The sequence below is a fragment of the Amaricoccus solimangrovi genome, from assembly GCF_006385685.1.
GTDB lineage: Bacteria > Pseudomonadota > Alphaproteobacteria > Rhodobacterales > Rhodobacteraceae > Amaricoccus > Amaricoccus solimangrovi.
Genome location: NZ_VFRP01000007.1, coordinates 113,368 through 127,505 on the forward strand (window position 1 = coordinate 113,368; position 14,138 = coordinate 127,505).

15 protein-coding genes are annotated in these 14,138 nt (G+C 73.5%); 6 read left to right on the plus strand and 9 right to left on the minus strand.

The window, feature by feature from the left end; all coding sequences use genetic code 11:
• Window positions 1–9: 9 nt before the first annotated feature.
• The 4 genes from FJM51_RS09320 to FJM51_RS09335 are packed head-to-tail and all read left to right on the plus strand — an operon-like array spanning window position 10 to window position 4,072.
• Window positions 10–1,134, plus strand: coding sequence for an iron-containing alcohol dehydrogenase (locus FJM51_RS09320; RefSeq protein WP_140453865.1), 1,125 nt, complete (start codon window positions 10–12; stop codon window positions 1,132–1,134).
• A 19-nt stretch (window positions 1,135–1,153) separates the two neighbouring features.
• Entirely contained in the window at window positions 1,154–2,050 is an 897-nt protein-coding gene (locus tag FJM51_RS09325) for a dihydrodipicolinate synthase family protein (protein WP_140453866.1), read from the plus strand.
• Window positions 2,051–2,060: 10 nt separating this feature from the next.
• Complete coding sequence (locus tag FJM51_RS09330; protein ID WP_140453867.1) at window positions 2,061–3,014, plus strand: NAD(P)-dependent oxidoreductase; 954 nt, start codon at window positions 2,061–2,063, stop codon at window positions 3,012–3,014.
• Window positions 3,011–4,072 (plus strand): Ldh family oxidoreductase, encoded by a 1,062-nt coding sequence (locus FJM51_RS09335; protein ID WP_140453868.1) that lies wholly within the window; start codon window positions 3,011–3,013, stop codon window positions 4,070–4,072. The genes FJM51_RS09330 and FJM51_RS09335 overlap by 4 nt, the downstream gene beginning before the upstream one ends.
• Here FJM51_RS09335 and FJM51_RS09340 read toward each other — a convergent pair.
• Window positions 4,059–4,808 carry a FadR/GntR family transcriptional regulator gene (locus FJM51_RS09340; RefSeq protein WP_140453869.1) on the minus strand — a complete coding sequence of 250 codons (750 nt, stop codon included), beginning with the start codon at window positions 4,806–4,808 and terminating at the stop codon, window positions 4,059–4,061. The genes FJM51_RS09335 and FJM51_RS09340 overlap by 14 nt on opposite strands.
• Window positions 4,805–5,872, minus strand: coding sequence for a four-carbon acid sugar kinase family protein (locus tag FJM51_RS09345; RefSeq protein WP_140453870.1), 1,068 nt, complete (start codon window positions 5,870–5,872; stop codon window positions 4,805–4,807). Before FJM51_RS09345 ends, FJM51_RS09340 begins: the two co-directional genes overlap by 4 nt.
• 187 nt (window positions 5,873–6,059) lie before the next feature.
• On the opposite strand from FJM51_RS09345, the gene pdxA reads away from it, so the two are divergent.
• Window positions 6,060–7,052, plus strand: coding sequence for a 4-hydroxythreonine-4-phosphate dehydrogenase PdxA (gene pdxA / locus FJM51_RS09350; RefSeq protein WP_140453871.1), 993 nt, complete (start codon window positions 6,060–6,062; stop codon window positions 7,050–7,052).
• A 10-nt stretch (window positions 7,053–7,062) separates the two neighbouring features.
• Here the strand turns inward: pdxA and FJM51_RS09355 are convergent, their stop codons facing one another.
• From FJM51_RS09355 to FJM51_RS09375, 5 genes are all read right to left on the minus strand, one after another.
• On the minus strand, window positions 7,063–8,574 hold the full coding sequence (locus tag FJM51_RS09355; protein ID WP_233713061.1) for a bifunctional aminoglycoside phosphotransferase/ATP-binding protein: 1,512 nt from the start codon (window positions 8,572–8,574) through the stop codon (window positions 7,063–7,065).
• Complete coding sequence (locus FJM51_RS09360) at window positions 8,571–10,352, minus strand: PHA/PHB synthase family protein (protein ID WP_181164503.1); 1,782 nt, start codon at window positions 10,350–10,352, stop codon at window positions 8,571–8,573. Before FJM51_RS09360 ends, FJM51_RS09355 begins: the two co-directional genes overlap by 4 nt.
• A 147-nt stretch (window positions 10,353–10,499) precedes the next feature.
• Entirely contained in the window at window positions 10,500–11,090 is a 591-nt protein-coding gene (locus tag FJM51_RS09365; RefSeq protein ID WP_140453873.1) for an SCO family protein, read from the minus strand.
• 5 nt (window positions 11,091–11,095) lie between these two features.
• A complete protein-coding gene (locus FJM51_RS09370) occupies window positions 11,096–11,611 on the minus strand; it encodes a copper chaperone PCu(A)C (RefSeq protein ID WP_140453874.1) in 516 nt (171 codons plus the stop codon).
• Window positions 11,612–11,755: 144 nt separating this feature from the next.
• Entirely contained in the window at window positions 11,756–12,109 is a 354-nt protein-coding gene (locus FJM51_RS09375) for a DUF2946 family protein (RefSeq protein ID WP_140453875.1), read from the minus strand.
• Between the two features lie 140 nt (window positions 12,110–12,249).
• On the opposite strand from FJM51_RS09375, the gene FJM51_RS09380 reads away from it, so the two are divergent.
• Window positions 12,250–12,975: a SpoIIAA family protein gene (locus FJM51_RS09380; RefSeq protein WP_181164504.1), complete on the plus strand. Its 726-nt coding sequence runs from the start codon at window positions 12,250–12,252 to the stop codon at window positions 12,973–12,975.
• 7 nt (window positions 12,976–12,982) lie between these two features.
• On the opposite strand, the gene FJM51_RS09385 is transcribed toward FJM51_RS09380, so the two are convergent.
• Together FJM51_RS09385 and FJM51_RS09390 are read right to left on the minus strand one after the other, a co-directional pair.
• On the minus strand, window positions 12,983–13,255 hold the full coding sequence (locus FJM51_RS09385) for a hypothetical protein (protein WP_140453877.1): 273 nt from the start codon (window positions 13,253–13,255) through the stop codon (window positions 12,983–12,985).
• Window positions 13,255–13,959, minus strand: a complete 705-nt coding sequence (locus tag FJM51_RS09390) for a hypothetical protein (protein WP_140453878.1) — start codon at window positions 13,957–13,959, stop codon at window positions 13,255–13,257. The genes FJM51_RS09385 and FJM51_RS09390 overlap by 1 nt, the downstream gene beginning before the upstream one ends.
• Between the last annotated feature and the right edge of the window lie 179 nt (window positions 13,960–14,138).

The following is a 14,138-nucleotide window of genomic DNA, read 5'->3' on the forward strand; positions in this document are numbered from 1 at the left end:
GACGCATCCATGCTCAACCTCAGTGATCCGATCGAGACGCAGCGCCCGCCGATCCTGCGCTTCGGCGCGGGACAGGTGGAGACGCTCGCCTCCTGGCTCGCCGCCACCGGCGCGCGGCGTCCCTTCGTCGTCGCCGACAAGGTGAACGCCGCCCGGCTCGACATCCTCGGCCTTCGCGACGTCACCGTCTTCGGCGAGGTGGTGCCCGAGCCCGACCTGCCCAATCTCGAAGCCGCCGTCGCGGCGGCGAAGGAGGCCGGTGCCGACGCGGTGATCGGCTTCGGCGGCGGCAGCGCGATGGACCTCGCCAAGCTCGTCGCGGTGCTCGCGACCAGCGACCAGCGCCTGCCCGGGATCTCCGGCCCGAACCGCGCGCCGAAGCGGCGGGTGCCGCTCGCGCAGATCCCGACCACCGCGGGCACCGGCAGCGAGGTCGGCACGCGGGCGCTGATCACCGACCCCGAAACCAAGAACAAGATCGCGACCGAGAGCATCGAGATGCTCGCCGACATCGCGATCATCGACCCCGCGCTCACCGTCTCGGTGCCGCCGATGGTGACGGCCGCGACCGGCGTCGACGCGATGGCGCATTGCGTCGAGGCCTTCACCTCGAAACGCGCGCATCCGATGATCGACGACTACGCGCTCCGGGGCATCGAACTCGTCGGCCGCTACCTCGCCCGCGCGGTCGCGGACGGGACCGATCTCGAGGCGCGCGCGGGCCTCTCGCTCGCGGCCTTCTACGGCGGCGTCTGCCTCGGCCCGGTCAACACGACCGCGGGCCATGCGATCGCCTATCCGCTCGGCACCCGGCACAAGCTCGCGCACGGGATCGCGAACGCGCTCATCTTCCCGCATGTGCTCGCGGTGAACGCGCCCGCCGTGCCGGAAAAGACCGCGCTCGTCGGCCGCGCGCTCGGCTTCGGCGCCGAGGGGCGGCAGCAGGTTCTGGGCGGGGCGAACGACTTCTGCGAGAAGCTCGGCCTCGACATGAAGCTCAGCGCCCACGGCGTGCCGCGCGACGACCTGCCCGCCTCCGCGAAGGAGGCCCATGCGATCCGGCGGCTCCTCGACTGGAACCCGGTCGACCTCTCCGAGGCCGACATTCTCGAAATCTACGAGGCGGCCTACTGAGGCCCGCGGAGACCCGATCATGACCAAGGATGCCTTCGTCGCGCTCGTCACCTGTTTCAACGACGACGAGACCGTCAACTACGCCGCGACCCGCGCCCAGGTGCGCCGCCAGGTCGCGGCCGGCAACAACATCATGTGCGCCGGCACCAACGGCGACTTCACCGCGCTCACCTTCGACGAGAAGGTCCGGCTCTGCGCCGAGGTGGTCGAGGAGGTCGGCGGGAAGGCGCGGGTGATCGTCAACGCCGGCATGCCCGCGACCTTCGAGACCGTGCTGCTCGCGAAGGAATTCGCGCGGATCGGCGTCGACGGCATCGCCGTGATCACCCCCTTCTTCATCCAGTGCACCCAGGACGGGCTGATCCGGCACTTCTCGACCGTGGCCGACGCGGTGACGACGCCGGTCTATCTCTACGACATCCCGGCCCGCACCCAGAACCACATCGAGCCCGCGACGGCGAAGGCCCTCGCCTCCCACGGCAACATCGCCGGCATCAAGGATTCGGGCGGCGCGCAGGAGACGCTCGAGGCCTATCTCCAGGTCAGCCGGGAGATGCCGGGCTTCGAGGTCTATTCCGGCCCCGACCACCTGATCCTCTGGGCGCTCGGGAACGGCGCCGCGGGCTGCATCTCGGGCCTCGGCAACGTGATGCCGGAGACGCTGGCGGCGATCCTCGCGGGGTTCAACGCGGGCGACGACAAGGCCGCGGAGGCGGCGCAGGAGGCCTTCGGCGCCTTCCGGAAGGATCTCTACGGCCTCGGCTATCCGCCGGCGCTGGTGAAGCGCGCGCTCTACGTGATGGACCCTTCCGTCGGCGCCAGCCGCCAGCCCGCGCTCCCGCCGGATCCGGAGCAGGACCGCGCGATCGCGGCGCTGCTGGTCAAGCACGGGCTGATGGCCGGGGCGCCCGCGTGACGCGCCTGCCATGACCCTCGTCCTCACCACCTCGCCGGCCTTCGGCCTGCACGGGCGCGTACCCGCCCGTCTCGCCGAACTCGGCTGGGAGGTGGCGCGGAGCGACGATCCCGCCGGCGCCTCGCCGCGGCTCGCGGAGGCGGATTTCCTCGTCGCCGGGCTCGCCCCGGTGACGGCGGACTGGCTCGCCCGGGCGCCGCGGCTCCGGGGCGTGCTGAAGCACGGCACCGGCACCGACAACATCGACATTCCCGCCTGCTCGGCCCGCGGCGTTCCGGTCCTGAACGCGCCCGGCGCCAACGCGGCGGCGGTGGCGGAGCTTTCGCTCGGCCTTCTCTTCGCGCTGGCGCGCGAGATCCCGCTCACCCATGCCGAGACCGCCGGCGGCGCCTGGAACCGCCGGGTGGGGGCGGAGCTCGCGGGCGCCACGCTCGGCATCGTCGGGCTCGGCCGGATCGGCAAGCGCCTCGCCAGCGCCGCGCGCGCGCTCGGGATGGAGGTGGTGGCGACCGATCCGGTCAGCGACGCGGATTTCCTCGCCGCCCACCCGGTCGGCATGCTGCCGCTCGCCGCGCTCCTCGCCCGCGCCGACTACGTGGCGCTGCATCTTTCGGGGACCACGCGCGTGCTGGGGGCGGCGGAGATCGCCGCGATGAAGCCCGGCGCGCGGCTCCTCAACCTCGCGCGGGGCGAGGTGATCGACCTCGACGCGCTCACCGCCGCGCTCGCCCGGGGCCATCTCGCCGGCGCCGCGATCGACGTCTACACCCACGAGCCGCCGGACCGGAGCCACCCGATCTTCGCGGATCCGAAGGTGATCTTCACCCCGCATGCCGGCGGCAACACGCTTCAGGCGGTCGAGCGGATCGGCCTGATGAACATCGCGGATATCGAGACCCTGCTCGCCGGGGGCCGCCCGGCCCGTGTCCTCAACCCCCAGGTTTTCGGGAAGGCCCCATCTTGACCGACCGTCACGACCCCGCCGAACTCACCGCCTTCGCCGAGGCGCTCTTCGCCGCCGCCGGGCTGGAGCCCGGAAAGGCCGCCGCCGTCGCCACCTATCTCGTCGCGGCCGACCTGATGGGCCACACGACGCACGGGCTCGGCCTCGCGGCGATGTACCTCAAGGCGATCGCCGACGGGACGATGACGGCCGCCGGGGATCCCGGGACGGTTTCGGACCGGGGCGCCGCGATCTGCTGGAACGGCCGCCGGCTGCCGGGCGCCTGGCTGACCTCGGAGGCGGTGAAGCTCGCCGCCGAGCGCGCGAAGCTCCACGGCACGGCGACGGTCGCGATCGGGGACAGCCACCACAACGGCGCGCTCGCGACCTATCTCACGCTCGCCACCGACCAGGGGCTCATGGTCTCGATCGCCTCCTCCGCCCCCTCGGGGGCGCATGTCGCGCCCTTCGGCGGCCGTGTCGGGGTCTTCTCCCCCGACCCGGTGGCCCATGGCATCCCGACCGGCGGCGATCCGATCCTGATCGACATCTCCGCCTCGATCACCACCTTCAACATGGCACAGCGGATGATCCGCGAGGGCCGGCTCTACGAGCACGACTGGCTGCTCGACCGCGCGGGCAATCCCTCGCGCGATCCGAAGGCGCTCGGCGAGGGCGGCAGCCTGCTGACGGCGGGTGGGCTCGACCACGGGCAGAAGGGCTACGGCATGGCACTCCAGGTCGAGGCGCTGACCCAGGGGCTCGCCGGGCATGGCCGGGCCGAGGCGCCCCGGGCGCTGACGCTCGCGACCACGGTCCAGGTCTGGGATCCGGAGGCTTTCGGCGGGCGCGAGGCCTTTCTGCGCCAGACCGGCTGGCTCGCCCGGGCCTGCCTCGCGAGCCCGCCCCGCCCCGGCGTCGCCGCGGTCCGCCTGCCCGGACAGGCCGGCCTCGCCCGGCGCCGCGCGGCGCTGGCGGAAGGCGTCGCGCTCCATCCGGGCATCCTCGAGAGCCTCGCGCCCCATGCCGAGCGGCTCGGCGTGCCGCTCCCGGCCGCGAGGGGCGTCACCCCCGGCTGAGGTCGATCAGCGTCCCGCCGAAGAGCCGGTCGCGCGAATGCGTCAGATGATCGCGCATCAGCCGCTCCGCCGTCTCGCCCTCGCCGTCGCGGATCGCGGCGAAGATCGCCGAATGCTCGCGGAAGACGTTCTTCAGCGCCTTGGCCCCGTCGGTCATCAGCGACTGGCCATGCATCTTCATGCCGACGTGGATATGCTCGCGCAGCGCCCGCATCGACGCCTCGAAATACTGGTTGTTCGCCGCCTTCGCGACCGCGAGATGGAAGGCGAAATCCGCGTCCTCGCGATGGGTAAGCGAATCCGTCGCCCCCTCCATCAGCGAGAGCGCCGTCGCGAGTTCCCCGAGGGCCTCCTCGTCGCGCCGCGCCGCGGCCAGCCGCGCCGACATCGTCTCGATGCAGATGCGGAATTCGTAGCAGCGCTGGATGTCGGCGATCGTCTCCACCCGCGCGAAGCCGAGCGGCACCGAGCGGATCTCGCGCACGAAACTGCCCGCGCCCTGCCGCGAATGGATGAGCCCCTGCTCGCGCAGCCGCTCCAGCGCCTCGCGCAGGATCGGCCGCGACACGCCGAATTCCTCCGCCAGCGCCTTCTCGGAGGGCAGCTTCTGGTTCGCCGGATAATCCCCGTTCGAGATCCGGCCATGGAGCAGGTGATAGACCCGGTCGGCGAGGCCCGGCTTCGCCCTCGGCCCCTCCGCGCCGCCGCGCGCCTCCTGATCGGTCACGTCCTTCATCGCACGCCTTCCCGGGGGCGCGCCGCCGCCCCCACGATCGAGACGAGCGCGTCGGCGTCGCCGAACCCGCCCGACTTGGTGACGAGTTTCACCCGGCGCCCGCCGAGCGGCAAGGTCGAGACGGGCATGCCGGGCAGAATCTCGCCCTCGATGGTCAGCACGCCCTGCCCGAGCGCGCCGAGGACCGCGTCCGCGGTCTCGCCGCCGCAGCCGACCAGCGTCCGGATCCCGCGCGCGCGCGCGAGTCCCGCGATGCCTTCCGCGAAGCGCGCGCCCGCCGCGCGGGGATCGAAGGGCCGCCCCTCCACCGGCGTCAGCCGGACGAGCCGCGCCGCCTCCGGCGCGGGCGCCGGGCAGGCGCCGTCCGGCGCCGTCGCCATCGCGACGCGCCCGGTCGCGGCCAGCCGCCCGACCTGGGCGACGGTGATCGGATCGTGCGAGCCGATCGCGAGCAGGATCGGCGCCTCGAGTTCCGGCGCCGGCACCGCCCAGGCCCCGGGCGCGAGACGCCGCGCCAGCGCCGCCGCGAGCCCCGCCGCCCCGACCAGCAGCGCCGGCGGGCCATCCAGCGCGCGCTCCAGCGCGGCGTCGAGCCCCGCCTCGTCCCGCGTTTCCGGCACGTCGAGCGCCAGACCGGAACCCGCGAGGCGCCCGGCCACGTCGATCGGGACCGGCACCCCGGTTCCGATCAGCGCGCCCTCCGCGACGAAGCGCCCCTGCGCCGGGATCGCCGGGGCGACCAGCGCGCGCCCGCGCCCCGCCGCCCGGGCCAGCGCCGCGACCTCGGCGGCGACATGACCCTTGAGGCGCGAATCCACCTTCTTGAACACGATTTCCGGCAGCGGCCCGACCGCCGCCAGCGCCCGGGCGACGGCGGCCCGGGCCCCGGCCTCGGACCCCTCGCGCGAGGCGGTGCTGACGGCGAGCACCTCGGGCGCCTCCGCCAGCGCGGCCGGCACGTCCTCCGGGCGCCGCGCCACCACGCAGCGGAGCCCGGCGCCGGTCAGCGCCGCCGCGCTGTCGAGGGCGCCGGTCAGGTCGTCGGCGATCATCAGTACACGCATGGCCAATCCGTATTTGCCTTTCGGCCATCCTACAGGTAAACATGTTCATTGTGAACGCAGAAAATGACCTTTCTCCTCGGCGCGGTGACCTGATAAAAGGTTATATCTCAATGGGGTAATCGCAGGTCATGACGGAAATTGCCGAGTTGACAACACGAATCGGCATCGCGCTGGAGAGGACCAAGGTATGACCGCTTCCGACACCCCCCCGATCGTGATCACCATGGGCGACCCGTCGGGCGTCGGCCCGGAGGTGACGGTCAAGGCCCTCGCCACCCTCTCCCCGGAGGAGCGGCGGGACTTCGCCGTGATCGGCGACAAGGCCGTGCTCGGCCGCGCGCTGACCGCCTGCGGGCTCGACCTGCCGCTGGTCGCGCCGGGCGAGGCGGGCATCGCCGTGATCGACGTGCCCGTCGAGGGGCTTCCGGACCGGTTCGGCGTGCTGAGCCCGCGCTGCGGCGAGGCGGCCTACCAGTACATCCGCGCCTCCGTCGACTGGGCGCGTTCGGGCCGGGCGGCCGGGATCGTCACCGCCCCGATCAACAAGGAGGCGCTGAACGCCGCCGGTCATCACTACGATGGCCATACCGGGCTGCTCGCGCATCTGACCGGGCAGAAGGCCTCCTGGATGCTGCTCGCCTCCGAGCGGCTGAACGTGATCCATGTCTCCACCCATGTCTCGCTCCGGACCGCGATCGAGCGGGCGACGACCGAGCGCGTGCTGGAGACGATCCGGACCGGCCACCGGCACCTGCGCCGCATGGGGCTCGAGTCACCCCGGATCGCGGTCGCCGGCATCAATCCGCATTGCGGCGAGAACGGCCTCTTCGGGACCGAGGACGACGACCAGATCGCGCCCGCCGTCGCCCGGGCGCGGGCCGAGGGGATCAATGTCGCGGGGCCGATCTCGGCCGATACCGTCTATCACCGCGCCTATAACGGCGCCTTCGACCTCGTCGTGGCGGAATATCACGATCAGGGGCACATCCCGATCAAGCTCGTCGCCTTCGACACGGCGGTCAACGTCTCGCTCGGCCTGCCGATCGACCGCAGCTCGGTCGACCACGGCACCGCCTTCGACATCGCGGGCACCGGCAAGGCGAACCATGTCAACATGCTCTCCGCCCTCGCCTACGCGGGCCAGCTCGCGCGGCGGCGGCGCGAGACCGCGGCCGCCTGAGCGGGCGGCCTCAGCCTTCCCGCGCGCCGAGGATCCGCGCCGCCTCGGCGGCGACCTCGCCGGCCGGGCGCCCCGCGGCGATGACGCGCCAGCCGGCCGGCGGGTCCGCCCGCGCCGCCTGGCGCGCGACCACCTCGCCGGTCGCATCCGAGGCATCGGCGGTCCGGCGCTCCACCCGGGCCGCCGCCTCCGCCGCCGGCAGGTCGAGCCAGATCCCGTCGAAGGGCACGCCCTCGGCCCGGGCATGGGCCGCTAGACAGGCCCGCGCCTCCGGGTCGAGGAAGGTCGCGTCGAGCACGACCGCGGTTCCCGCCCGGAGCGCCGCCCGCGCGTCCCAGGCGATGCGCGCGAGAACCTTCCGGTCCGCCTCCGGCCCGTAGGCGGCGGGCGGAAGCCGGTCCTCCGGCCGGGCGCCCATCATCCGCTTCCGCGTAACGTCCGAGCGGATGACGACCGCCCCCGCGAGCGGGGCGAGCCGGGGCGCCAGCGCGCGGGCGAGCGTCGACTTGCCGCTTCCAGAGACGCCGCCGAGCGCGACGAGCCGGGGCGCCGCCCGCTGCCGGAGCCCGCGCGCCGCGAAGGCGAGGTCGCGCTCCGCCTCCTCCGCCGCGCCGCGCGAGGCCGCCGCCATCGCCCGGACCGCGCCGCGCATCGAGAGAAAGAGCGGCAGCGGCGGCAGCCCGCCGTGATCGCGCGTCGCCCCGAGATAGCGGCTGAGGAGCGCGTTCGCGAGATCCCGCCGCCCGCGGGTCAGCAGGTCCGCGAGCGTCAGCGCGAGGTCGTAGAGCAGATCGATCGAGGCGATGGCCTCGTCGAACTCGATCGCGTCGAAGGGAACCGGCCGCTCCCCGAGCAGGACCACGTTGCCGAGATGCAGATCGCCATGGCAGCGCCGCGTCCGGCCGAGCCAGCGCCGGCGCGCGACCAGCCCGGCGAGCGGCTCGAGCGCGGCCCGCGCCGCGCCGCGCCACTCCCCGGCCGCGTCCCGCCAGCCGGGACCGGCCCCGGCGAGCGCCCCCGCGATCTGGTCGATCCGCGCCCGAAGGTCGCCGATGTCGCCGAAACCCGGCGCGGGCGGCGCGGCGCGGTGCAGCGCGGCCACCTCGTCGGCCAGCCGCTCGACCATCGGAAGGGTGAGCCGCCCGGCGTCGCAGAGACGGTCGAGTTCGAGGCTCCGGTCGAACCGGCGCATCGCGACCAGCCATTCGACCGGCGCGCCCGGTCCGCCGAGCGCGAGCCCCTCCGCCTCCCGCGTCACCGGGACGACGCCGAGATAGAGATCGCCGGCCGCGCGGTTCACTGCGATCTCCCGGCGGCAGCTCCGCTCCCGCCGGTCGAGCGTCGAGAAGTCGAGATAATTGGCGCGGATCGCCCGCTTCAGCTTCCAGGCCCGGTCCCCGGCGAGGAAGAGGCGCGAGATATGCGTGTCGACCCGCTCCACCGCCGCGCCCCCGTGCGTCGCGGGATCGGAGAGGAAGCGGATCACCTCCTCCTGCCCCGCCTCGCCCGCCTCCCCGGTCACGGCGCCACGACGTAGAGCCCGGGCGCGTCCTCGAGCGCCGGATATCCCCAGCCCGGCGCCCCGAGCCCCGGCGGCGGCACCGGCTCGCCCGAGCGCCGGGCGAGCCATTCGGCCCAGGCGGTCCACCACGATCCCTCGTGGCGCGGCGCCGCCGCGAGCCAGGCCTCGGGATCGTGATAGGGGTCATGCGCCGCGGTGGTCCGCAGCCGGTAGTGCCGGCCCGGATGCCCGGGTTCGGAGACCACGCCCGCGTTGTGGCCGCCGTTGGTGAGCGCGAAGGTCACTTCCGCGTCGAAGAGCAGATGCGCCTTGTAGACCGAGCGCCAGGGCGCGACATGGTCGGTCTCGGTCCCGACCGCGAAGACCGGGGTCCGGATGTCCGAGAGCGCCACCGCCGCGCCGTCGACCTTGTAGTGCCCCTCCGCCAGCCGGTCCTCGAGGAAGAGCCAGCGCAGGTATTCCGAATGCATCCGGTAGGGCAGCCGCGTCGCATCGGCGTTCCAGGCCATCAGGTCGCTCGGCCGCGCCCGCTCGCCCATCAGGTATTCCCGCGTCATCCGCGACCAGATCAGGTCGTTCGAGCGCAGGAGCTGGAAGGCGCCGGCCATCTGCCAGGTGTCGAGATAGCCCTGCTCCCACATCATGTCCTCGAGGAAGCTCACCTGGCTCTCGTCGATGAAGAGCGTGAGCTCGCCCGCCTCGGTGAAATCCGACTGCGCCGCGAGCAGCGTCAGCGAGGCGAGCCGGTCGTCGCCGTCGCGCGCCATCGCCGCCGCGGCGATGGTCAGCAGCGTGCCCCCGAGGCAGTAGCCGCAGGCATGCACCCGCTCGGCCCCGGTGATCGCCGTCGCCGCCTGGAGCGCCGCCATCTGCCCCTCGCGCAGGTAGTCGTCCATCCCGAGGTCGCGGTCCTCCGCCCCGGGATTGAGCCAGGAGATGATGAAGACCGTGAAGCCCCGCCCCACCAGATAGCGCACGAGGCTGTTCCCGGGGCTGAGATCGAGAATGTAGTATTTCATGATCCAGGCCGGGGTGATCAGGATCGGCTCCGGCCGCGCCGTCTCCGTCGTCGGCGCGTACTGGATGAGTTCTATGAGCCGGTTGCGATAGACCACCTTGCCCGGGCTCGCCGCGACGTCCCGGCCGACCTCGAACCCCTCCGGCCGGGGCACGGCCTGACCGGTCAGCGCGCGGCCCGCGTCCTCGAGCCAGTTACGCGCGCCCTGGACGAAATTCATGCCTCCCGTCTCGCGCGCCCGCTCCAGCACCTCCGGATTGGTCGGCACGAAATTCGCCGGCGAGAACACGTCGAGCATCTGCCGCGCGGCGAAGGCCACCACCTGCTCGTGCTGGCGCGTGACGCCGCGCACGCCCGTGGTCGCGTTCCACCACCATTGCTGCTGCAGCAGGAAGGCCTGGTGGATGAGGTCGAAGGGCGGCTTCGACCAGCCCTCCGCGTCGAAGCGGCGGTCCTGCGGCAGCGGCGCGATACAACGGTCCGAGGCGCCGCCGGGCAGCGCGTAGTCGCGCAGCCGCGTCGTCTTGCTGAGCGCCTTGCGCGCCAGTTCCGCCTGTTTCCCCGGCGCCGCGGCGAGATGCGAGGCCCAGTCCGCCCAGGCCGCGCGCAGCGCCGCCGGCGACAGGCCGAGCGTCATCCGCGCCGCGAGCGCGTTCAGCGCCCGGTCGAAGACCCGCCCCGCCTCGTCGAGCGAGGCGGTGGCGGGCAAGGGGAGCGGACGGGTCCGGCGGACCGGGCCGGGACGAACTTCGCGATTCATGCGCACCTCCAGTGGGCGACGGCCTCGCCCGGATCCGACGCCGGCCTGCCTGTCACGACGCCCCGCGACCATGACCTGCGTCAAGCCCCGGCCCGATGCAACCGGGGACCGGCCGCCCGCGGGGCCGGGCGGGCGGCCGGTCCCGCCTCAGCCCGCCCCGGCGCCGATCAGCGCGCGCAGCTTCGCCACCGCGCTCCCGGTCTCCTCGCGATAGCCGATGTTCCGGACGAAACGCCCGTCGCGGTCGAAGAGCATCACGAAGGAGGAATGATCCATCGTGTAGCCCCCGTCCGAGAGCGGAACCTTCCGCGCATAGACGCGGAAGGCCGCGAGCGCCTCGTCGACCTCCGCCCGCGTGCCCCCCGCGCCGGTGACGCCCGGGCTCCACGAGAGGTAGTCGCGAAGCCCGTCGACCGAATCGCGCTCCGGATCGACCGTCACGAACCAGAAGCGCAAGTCGCGCGCCTCCGCCCCCAGTTCCTCCCGCCAGGTTCCGATCTCGCCCAGCGTCGTCGGGCAGATGTCGGGGCAATGGGTGAAGCCGAAGAAGACGGCGGAGGGATGCCCCTCGAGCGAGGCTTCGGTGAAGGTGCTCCCGTCCGTCGCGGTCAGCGCGTAGCCGCCCCGGCCGGGCGCGCCCGCCTCGGGATCCGGTGCCCGGAGGAAGAGGACGGCGGCGGCGACGGCCGCCAGCGCGGCGGCGGCGACGAGGATCCGTTCGAAGGCCCCGCGTCCCATCGGCGCTACTCCCCCGCTCCGGGGAAGTCCTCCGCGTCGGGCGCGAGAACGGCGAGCGGCACGGTGACCTCCCCCGCCCTCTCGAAGGTGAGCGTGACCTCGATCCGCGCGCCTTCGACCAGCGGCGCCTTCAGATCCATGAACATCACGTGATAGCCGCCGGGCCGGAGCGCGACCGTCGCGCCGGCCGGGATCGGCAGGCCCTGGGCGAGCTCGCGCATCCTCATCACGCCCTCGGCCATCGCCATCTCGTGGAGCTGGGTGACGCCGGCCGCGGGCGAACGCGCGCCGACGAGCCTGTCGTCCCGCCCGGTGGCGTTGGTGATCACCATGAAGCCGCCCGCGACAGGCGCGCCGGGCCGCGTCGCGCGGGTGAAGCCCCGGGCGACCGAGAGCGCCTCGGCCGGGGCGGTGGCGGTGGCAGCCGCGGCGCCATGGTCATGGCCCTCATGCGCCCTCGCGCAGAGCGGCGAGGAGAGAACGAGGGCGGCGGCCATGCCGGCGCGAAGAAGGTTGGACATGGGTTTCTCCCATTCGATGAAATGTTCCGGGCCGTGAAAATGCCGGGAGCGGAGCGTGAGCGGAGCGCAGGCGCCCGCGCCTCGCTCCGGGCGAGACACGGCGACGGCGGCGCGCCGGGGCGCATCGCCCGGCGTGGAAACATCTCAGGCGGCGGGAGGCGCGCGGGGCGGCGGCCGGGCGGCGCGGGGGCGGCCGGCGGGAACGAGATCCCGGTCGGCGCGCGCGGCGGGGCCGGGGACGGGCGCCAGGACCGGCGCGGCCGCGATCCGCTGGGCCGTGTCGGCCGCGTGCGCCAGAACGCAGTGGTCGGAATGCTCGACCACCGGGACCGCGTCGCCCTCCTCGTCGATCCGGATGGTCCGGAGCGCGTCGCCGGTGCAGATGACGATGGTCCGGACGCCCGGCGCGGCGAAGGCGAGCACGGCCGACACCCTCGGCGCCAGCAGGCCGAGGATGGTCAGGACGATCAGCAGGGATCGGGCCAGACGCGCGGACATGCGCCCTTATGGGCCAGGCGCGGGGCGGCGCCAACGGGTACCTGCGTGGCGGATGGGCGCGGCGCCCGGCGTTCACGAAGCCGCGCGCCCCTTCAAGCGCGGCCCCCGGCGCGGCAGAATGGCGGCGGGAGGATCCTGCCATGATCGAGATACGAGACACCGGTGAAACCGGGCTGCTGGAAATCCGGATGAAGGCCCCGGTCACCGACGGGGATTACCGCGAGACGCTGATCCCCGCCATCGACGCGGCCATCGCCGCGGGGGACCGGCTGCGCCTGCTCGCCGTCATCGAGGCCGGGCTTTCCGACTTCACCCTCGGCGCCGTGCTCCAGGACGCGCGCACGGGGATCAAGCACTGGCACGGTTTCGACCGCGTCGCGATCGTCTCCGACAATGCCTCGATCACCCGGACGGTCGGCGCCGTCTCGGTCTTCATGCCCTGCCCGGTGGCGACCTTCGCGACCGGCGCGACCGAGGAGGCCCGCCGCTGGCTGCGCGAGAGCCTCGGCAGCATCCAGCGCGAGGATCTCGGCGGCGGCGTGCTCTGGCTCCGCTTCCGCGGCAAGCTCGACGCCGCCGCCTACGAGAACGCCATCGGGGATCTGAACCGCTTCTTCGAGACGCACGCGGCGCCCCGGCTCCTGATCGACCTGCGCGACTTCGACGGCTGGCAGGGGCTCGGCGCGCTGCGCGATCACTTCTTCCTCGTGCGCGGCCACGCGTCCCGGGTGCGCCGGGCCGCCGTGGTCGGCGATGCCGGATGGCAGGCGATGGCGGTGCAGATCGGCAAGCGCGCCTTCGGCCTCGACGCCCGGCATTTCGCCGCCGACGACTTCGACGCGGCGAAGGCCTGGCTCGTCGCCTGAGCGCGGCTCACTCCCCGCCGAGGGAGAGGAGCCAGTCGATCAGCGCCGCGCGCTTCGCCGGATCGGGCGCCCGGTGGCGGGCGAGGAAGACGTCGAGCTCGGCCGCCCGCGCCGCCGCGCCTGGTTCGAGCCCGCGCAGCAGCGCGGCCGGATCGCGGTGGCAGCGGGCGCAGGCGGAGGACCAGATCGCCTGCCCCTCCGCCATCTCTTCCGCGAGGACGGGCGCCGCCGCCCCGAGGGCGGCGACGAACGCGGCGGCGCGGAGCGGCCGGATCCGCATCAGCCGAACTTCAGGAACAGCCGCGAATAGGCCGGTTTCAGCCCGGCGGCGGCGGCGCGGATCCGCTCGGGATCGCCGGAGCGCGCGGCCGCCAGCATGGCCTCGACCGAGGCGGTGAACCTGCCCGCCAGTTCCTCGTAGCCCGGCCCCCCGGGATGGGGCGCGCGCGTCACCTCCCCGGCGAGATAGGCGAGCACCGCCGCCTGCTCGCGGAGCGTCGCCACCTCCTCGGCGCCGAGCGTCCCGAGGTCACGCCCGAGGATGGTCTCCATCTCGGCGTGATAGGCGTTCATCCGGTCCGAAAAGCTCTGCGCGCCGTTGCGCCGGTCGAGCTCCCAGAAGAGATCGCGCACGCCCTCGAGGCTCTCGTGGGCTTCCGGCAGGCGCCCCTCCTCCGCCTCCCGCGTCGCAGTCGCGACCATGCCTTGCGCGCTCGCGAGCGTTCCGGACCAGGACGGATCCTCCGCGTAGCGCGGCGGCGGCGCCGCGCCGTAGGTCGCGGCCAGCGCCCCGAGCTGGCTGTCGAGCGCCTCGAGCGCGCCGCGCGCGCTCTCCGCCTTGCCGGCATTGGTCTCGAAGAGCGCGGACCGGTAGCTCGCGTACATGTCGGAAAAGGCAGTGTCGAATTCGCCGGCCTTCCCCGCCGGAACGCCGCCCGCCAGCGCGCCGAGCGCCAGTGCTCCGCCCAGTAGAATCGTCCTCATCTCGCTCCGGATCCCCGCTTCTTCCTCGCCTGAGCATCGACGACGCCGGAGCGGCGGGCGTTGATCTGGAACAAGCCGGGCGAAATTCCCGCCCGCCCGCGTCGTCGCGGCTTGACGGAGGTCAAGGCGCGGGCCGCGCCCCGGATGGCACTCTCGGGGGCGCGGCCCTGACCGGAGGA

What these genes read in the sequence shown, in the direction of transcription:
- FJM51_RS09330 (WP_140453867.1), top strand. Translation starts at nt 2,061, where the DNA reads ATGACCCTCGTCCTCACCACCTCGCCGGCCTTCGGCCTGCACGGGCGC.
- FJM51_RS09360 (WP_181164503.1), bottom strand. Translation starts at nt 10,352, where the DNA reads ATGAATCGCGAAGTTCGTCCCGGCCCGGTCCGCCGGACCCGTCCGCTC.
- FJM51_RS09320 (WP_140453865.1), top strand. Translation starts at nt 10, where the DNA reads ATGCTCAACCTCAGTGATCCGATCGAGACGCAGCGCCCGCCGATCCTG.
- FJM51_RS09375 (WP_140453875.1), bottom strand. Translation starts at nt 12,109, where the DNA reads ATGTCCGCGCGTCTGGCCCGATCCCTGCTGATCGTCCTGACCATCCTC.
- FJM51_RS09370 (WP_140453874.1), bottom strand. Translation starts at nt 11,611, where the DNA reads ATGTCCAACCTTCTTCGCGCCGGCATGGCCGCCGCCCTCGTTCTCTCC.
- FJM51_RS09325 (WP_140453866.1), top strand. Translation starts at nt 1,154, where the DNA reads ATGACCAAGGATGCCTTCGTCGCGCTCGTCACCTGTTTCAACGACGAC.
- FJM51_RS09340 (WP_140453869.1), bottom strand. Translation starts at nt 4,808, where the DNA reads ATGAAGGACGTGACCGATCAGGAGGCGCGCGGCGGCGCGGAGGGGCCG.
- FJM51_RS09380 (WP_181164504.1), top strand. Translation starts at nt 12,250, where the DNA reads ATGATCGAGATACGAGACACCGGTGAAACCGGGCTGCTGGAAATCCGG.
- FJM51_RS09390 (WP_140453878.1), bottom strand. Translation starts at nt 13,959, where the DNA reads ATGAGGACGATTCTACTGGGCGGAGCACTGGCGCTCGGCGCGCTGGCG.
- pdxA (WP_140453871.1), top strand. Translation starts at nt 6,060, where the DNA reads ATGACCGCTTCCGACACCCCCCCGATCGTGATCACCATGGGCGACCCG.
- FJM51_RS09385 (WP_140453877.1), bottom strand. Translation starts at nt 13,255, where the DNA reads ATGCGGATCCGGCCGCTCCGCGCCGCCGCGTTCGTCGCCGCCCTCGGG.
- FJM51_RS09345 (WP_140453870.1), bottom strand. Translation starts at nt 5,872, where the DNA reads ATGCGTGTACTGATGATCGCCGACGACCTGACCGGCGCCCTCGACAGC.
- FJM51_RS09365 (WP_140453873.1), bottom strand. Translation starts at nt 11,090, where the DNA reads ATGGGACGCGGGGCCTTCGAACGGATCCTCGTCGCCGCCGCCGCGCTG.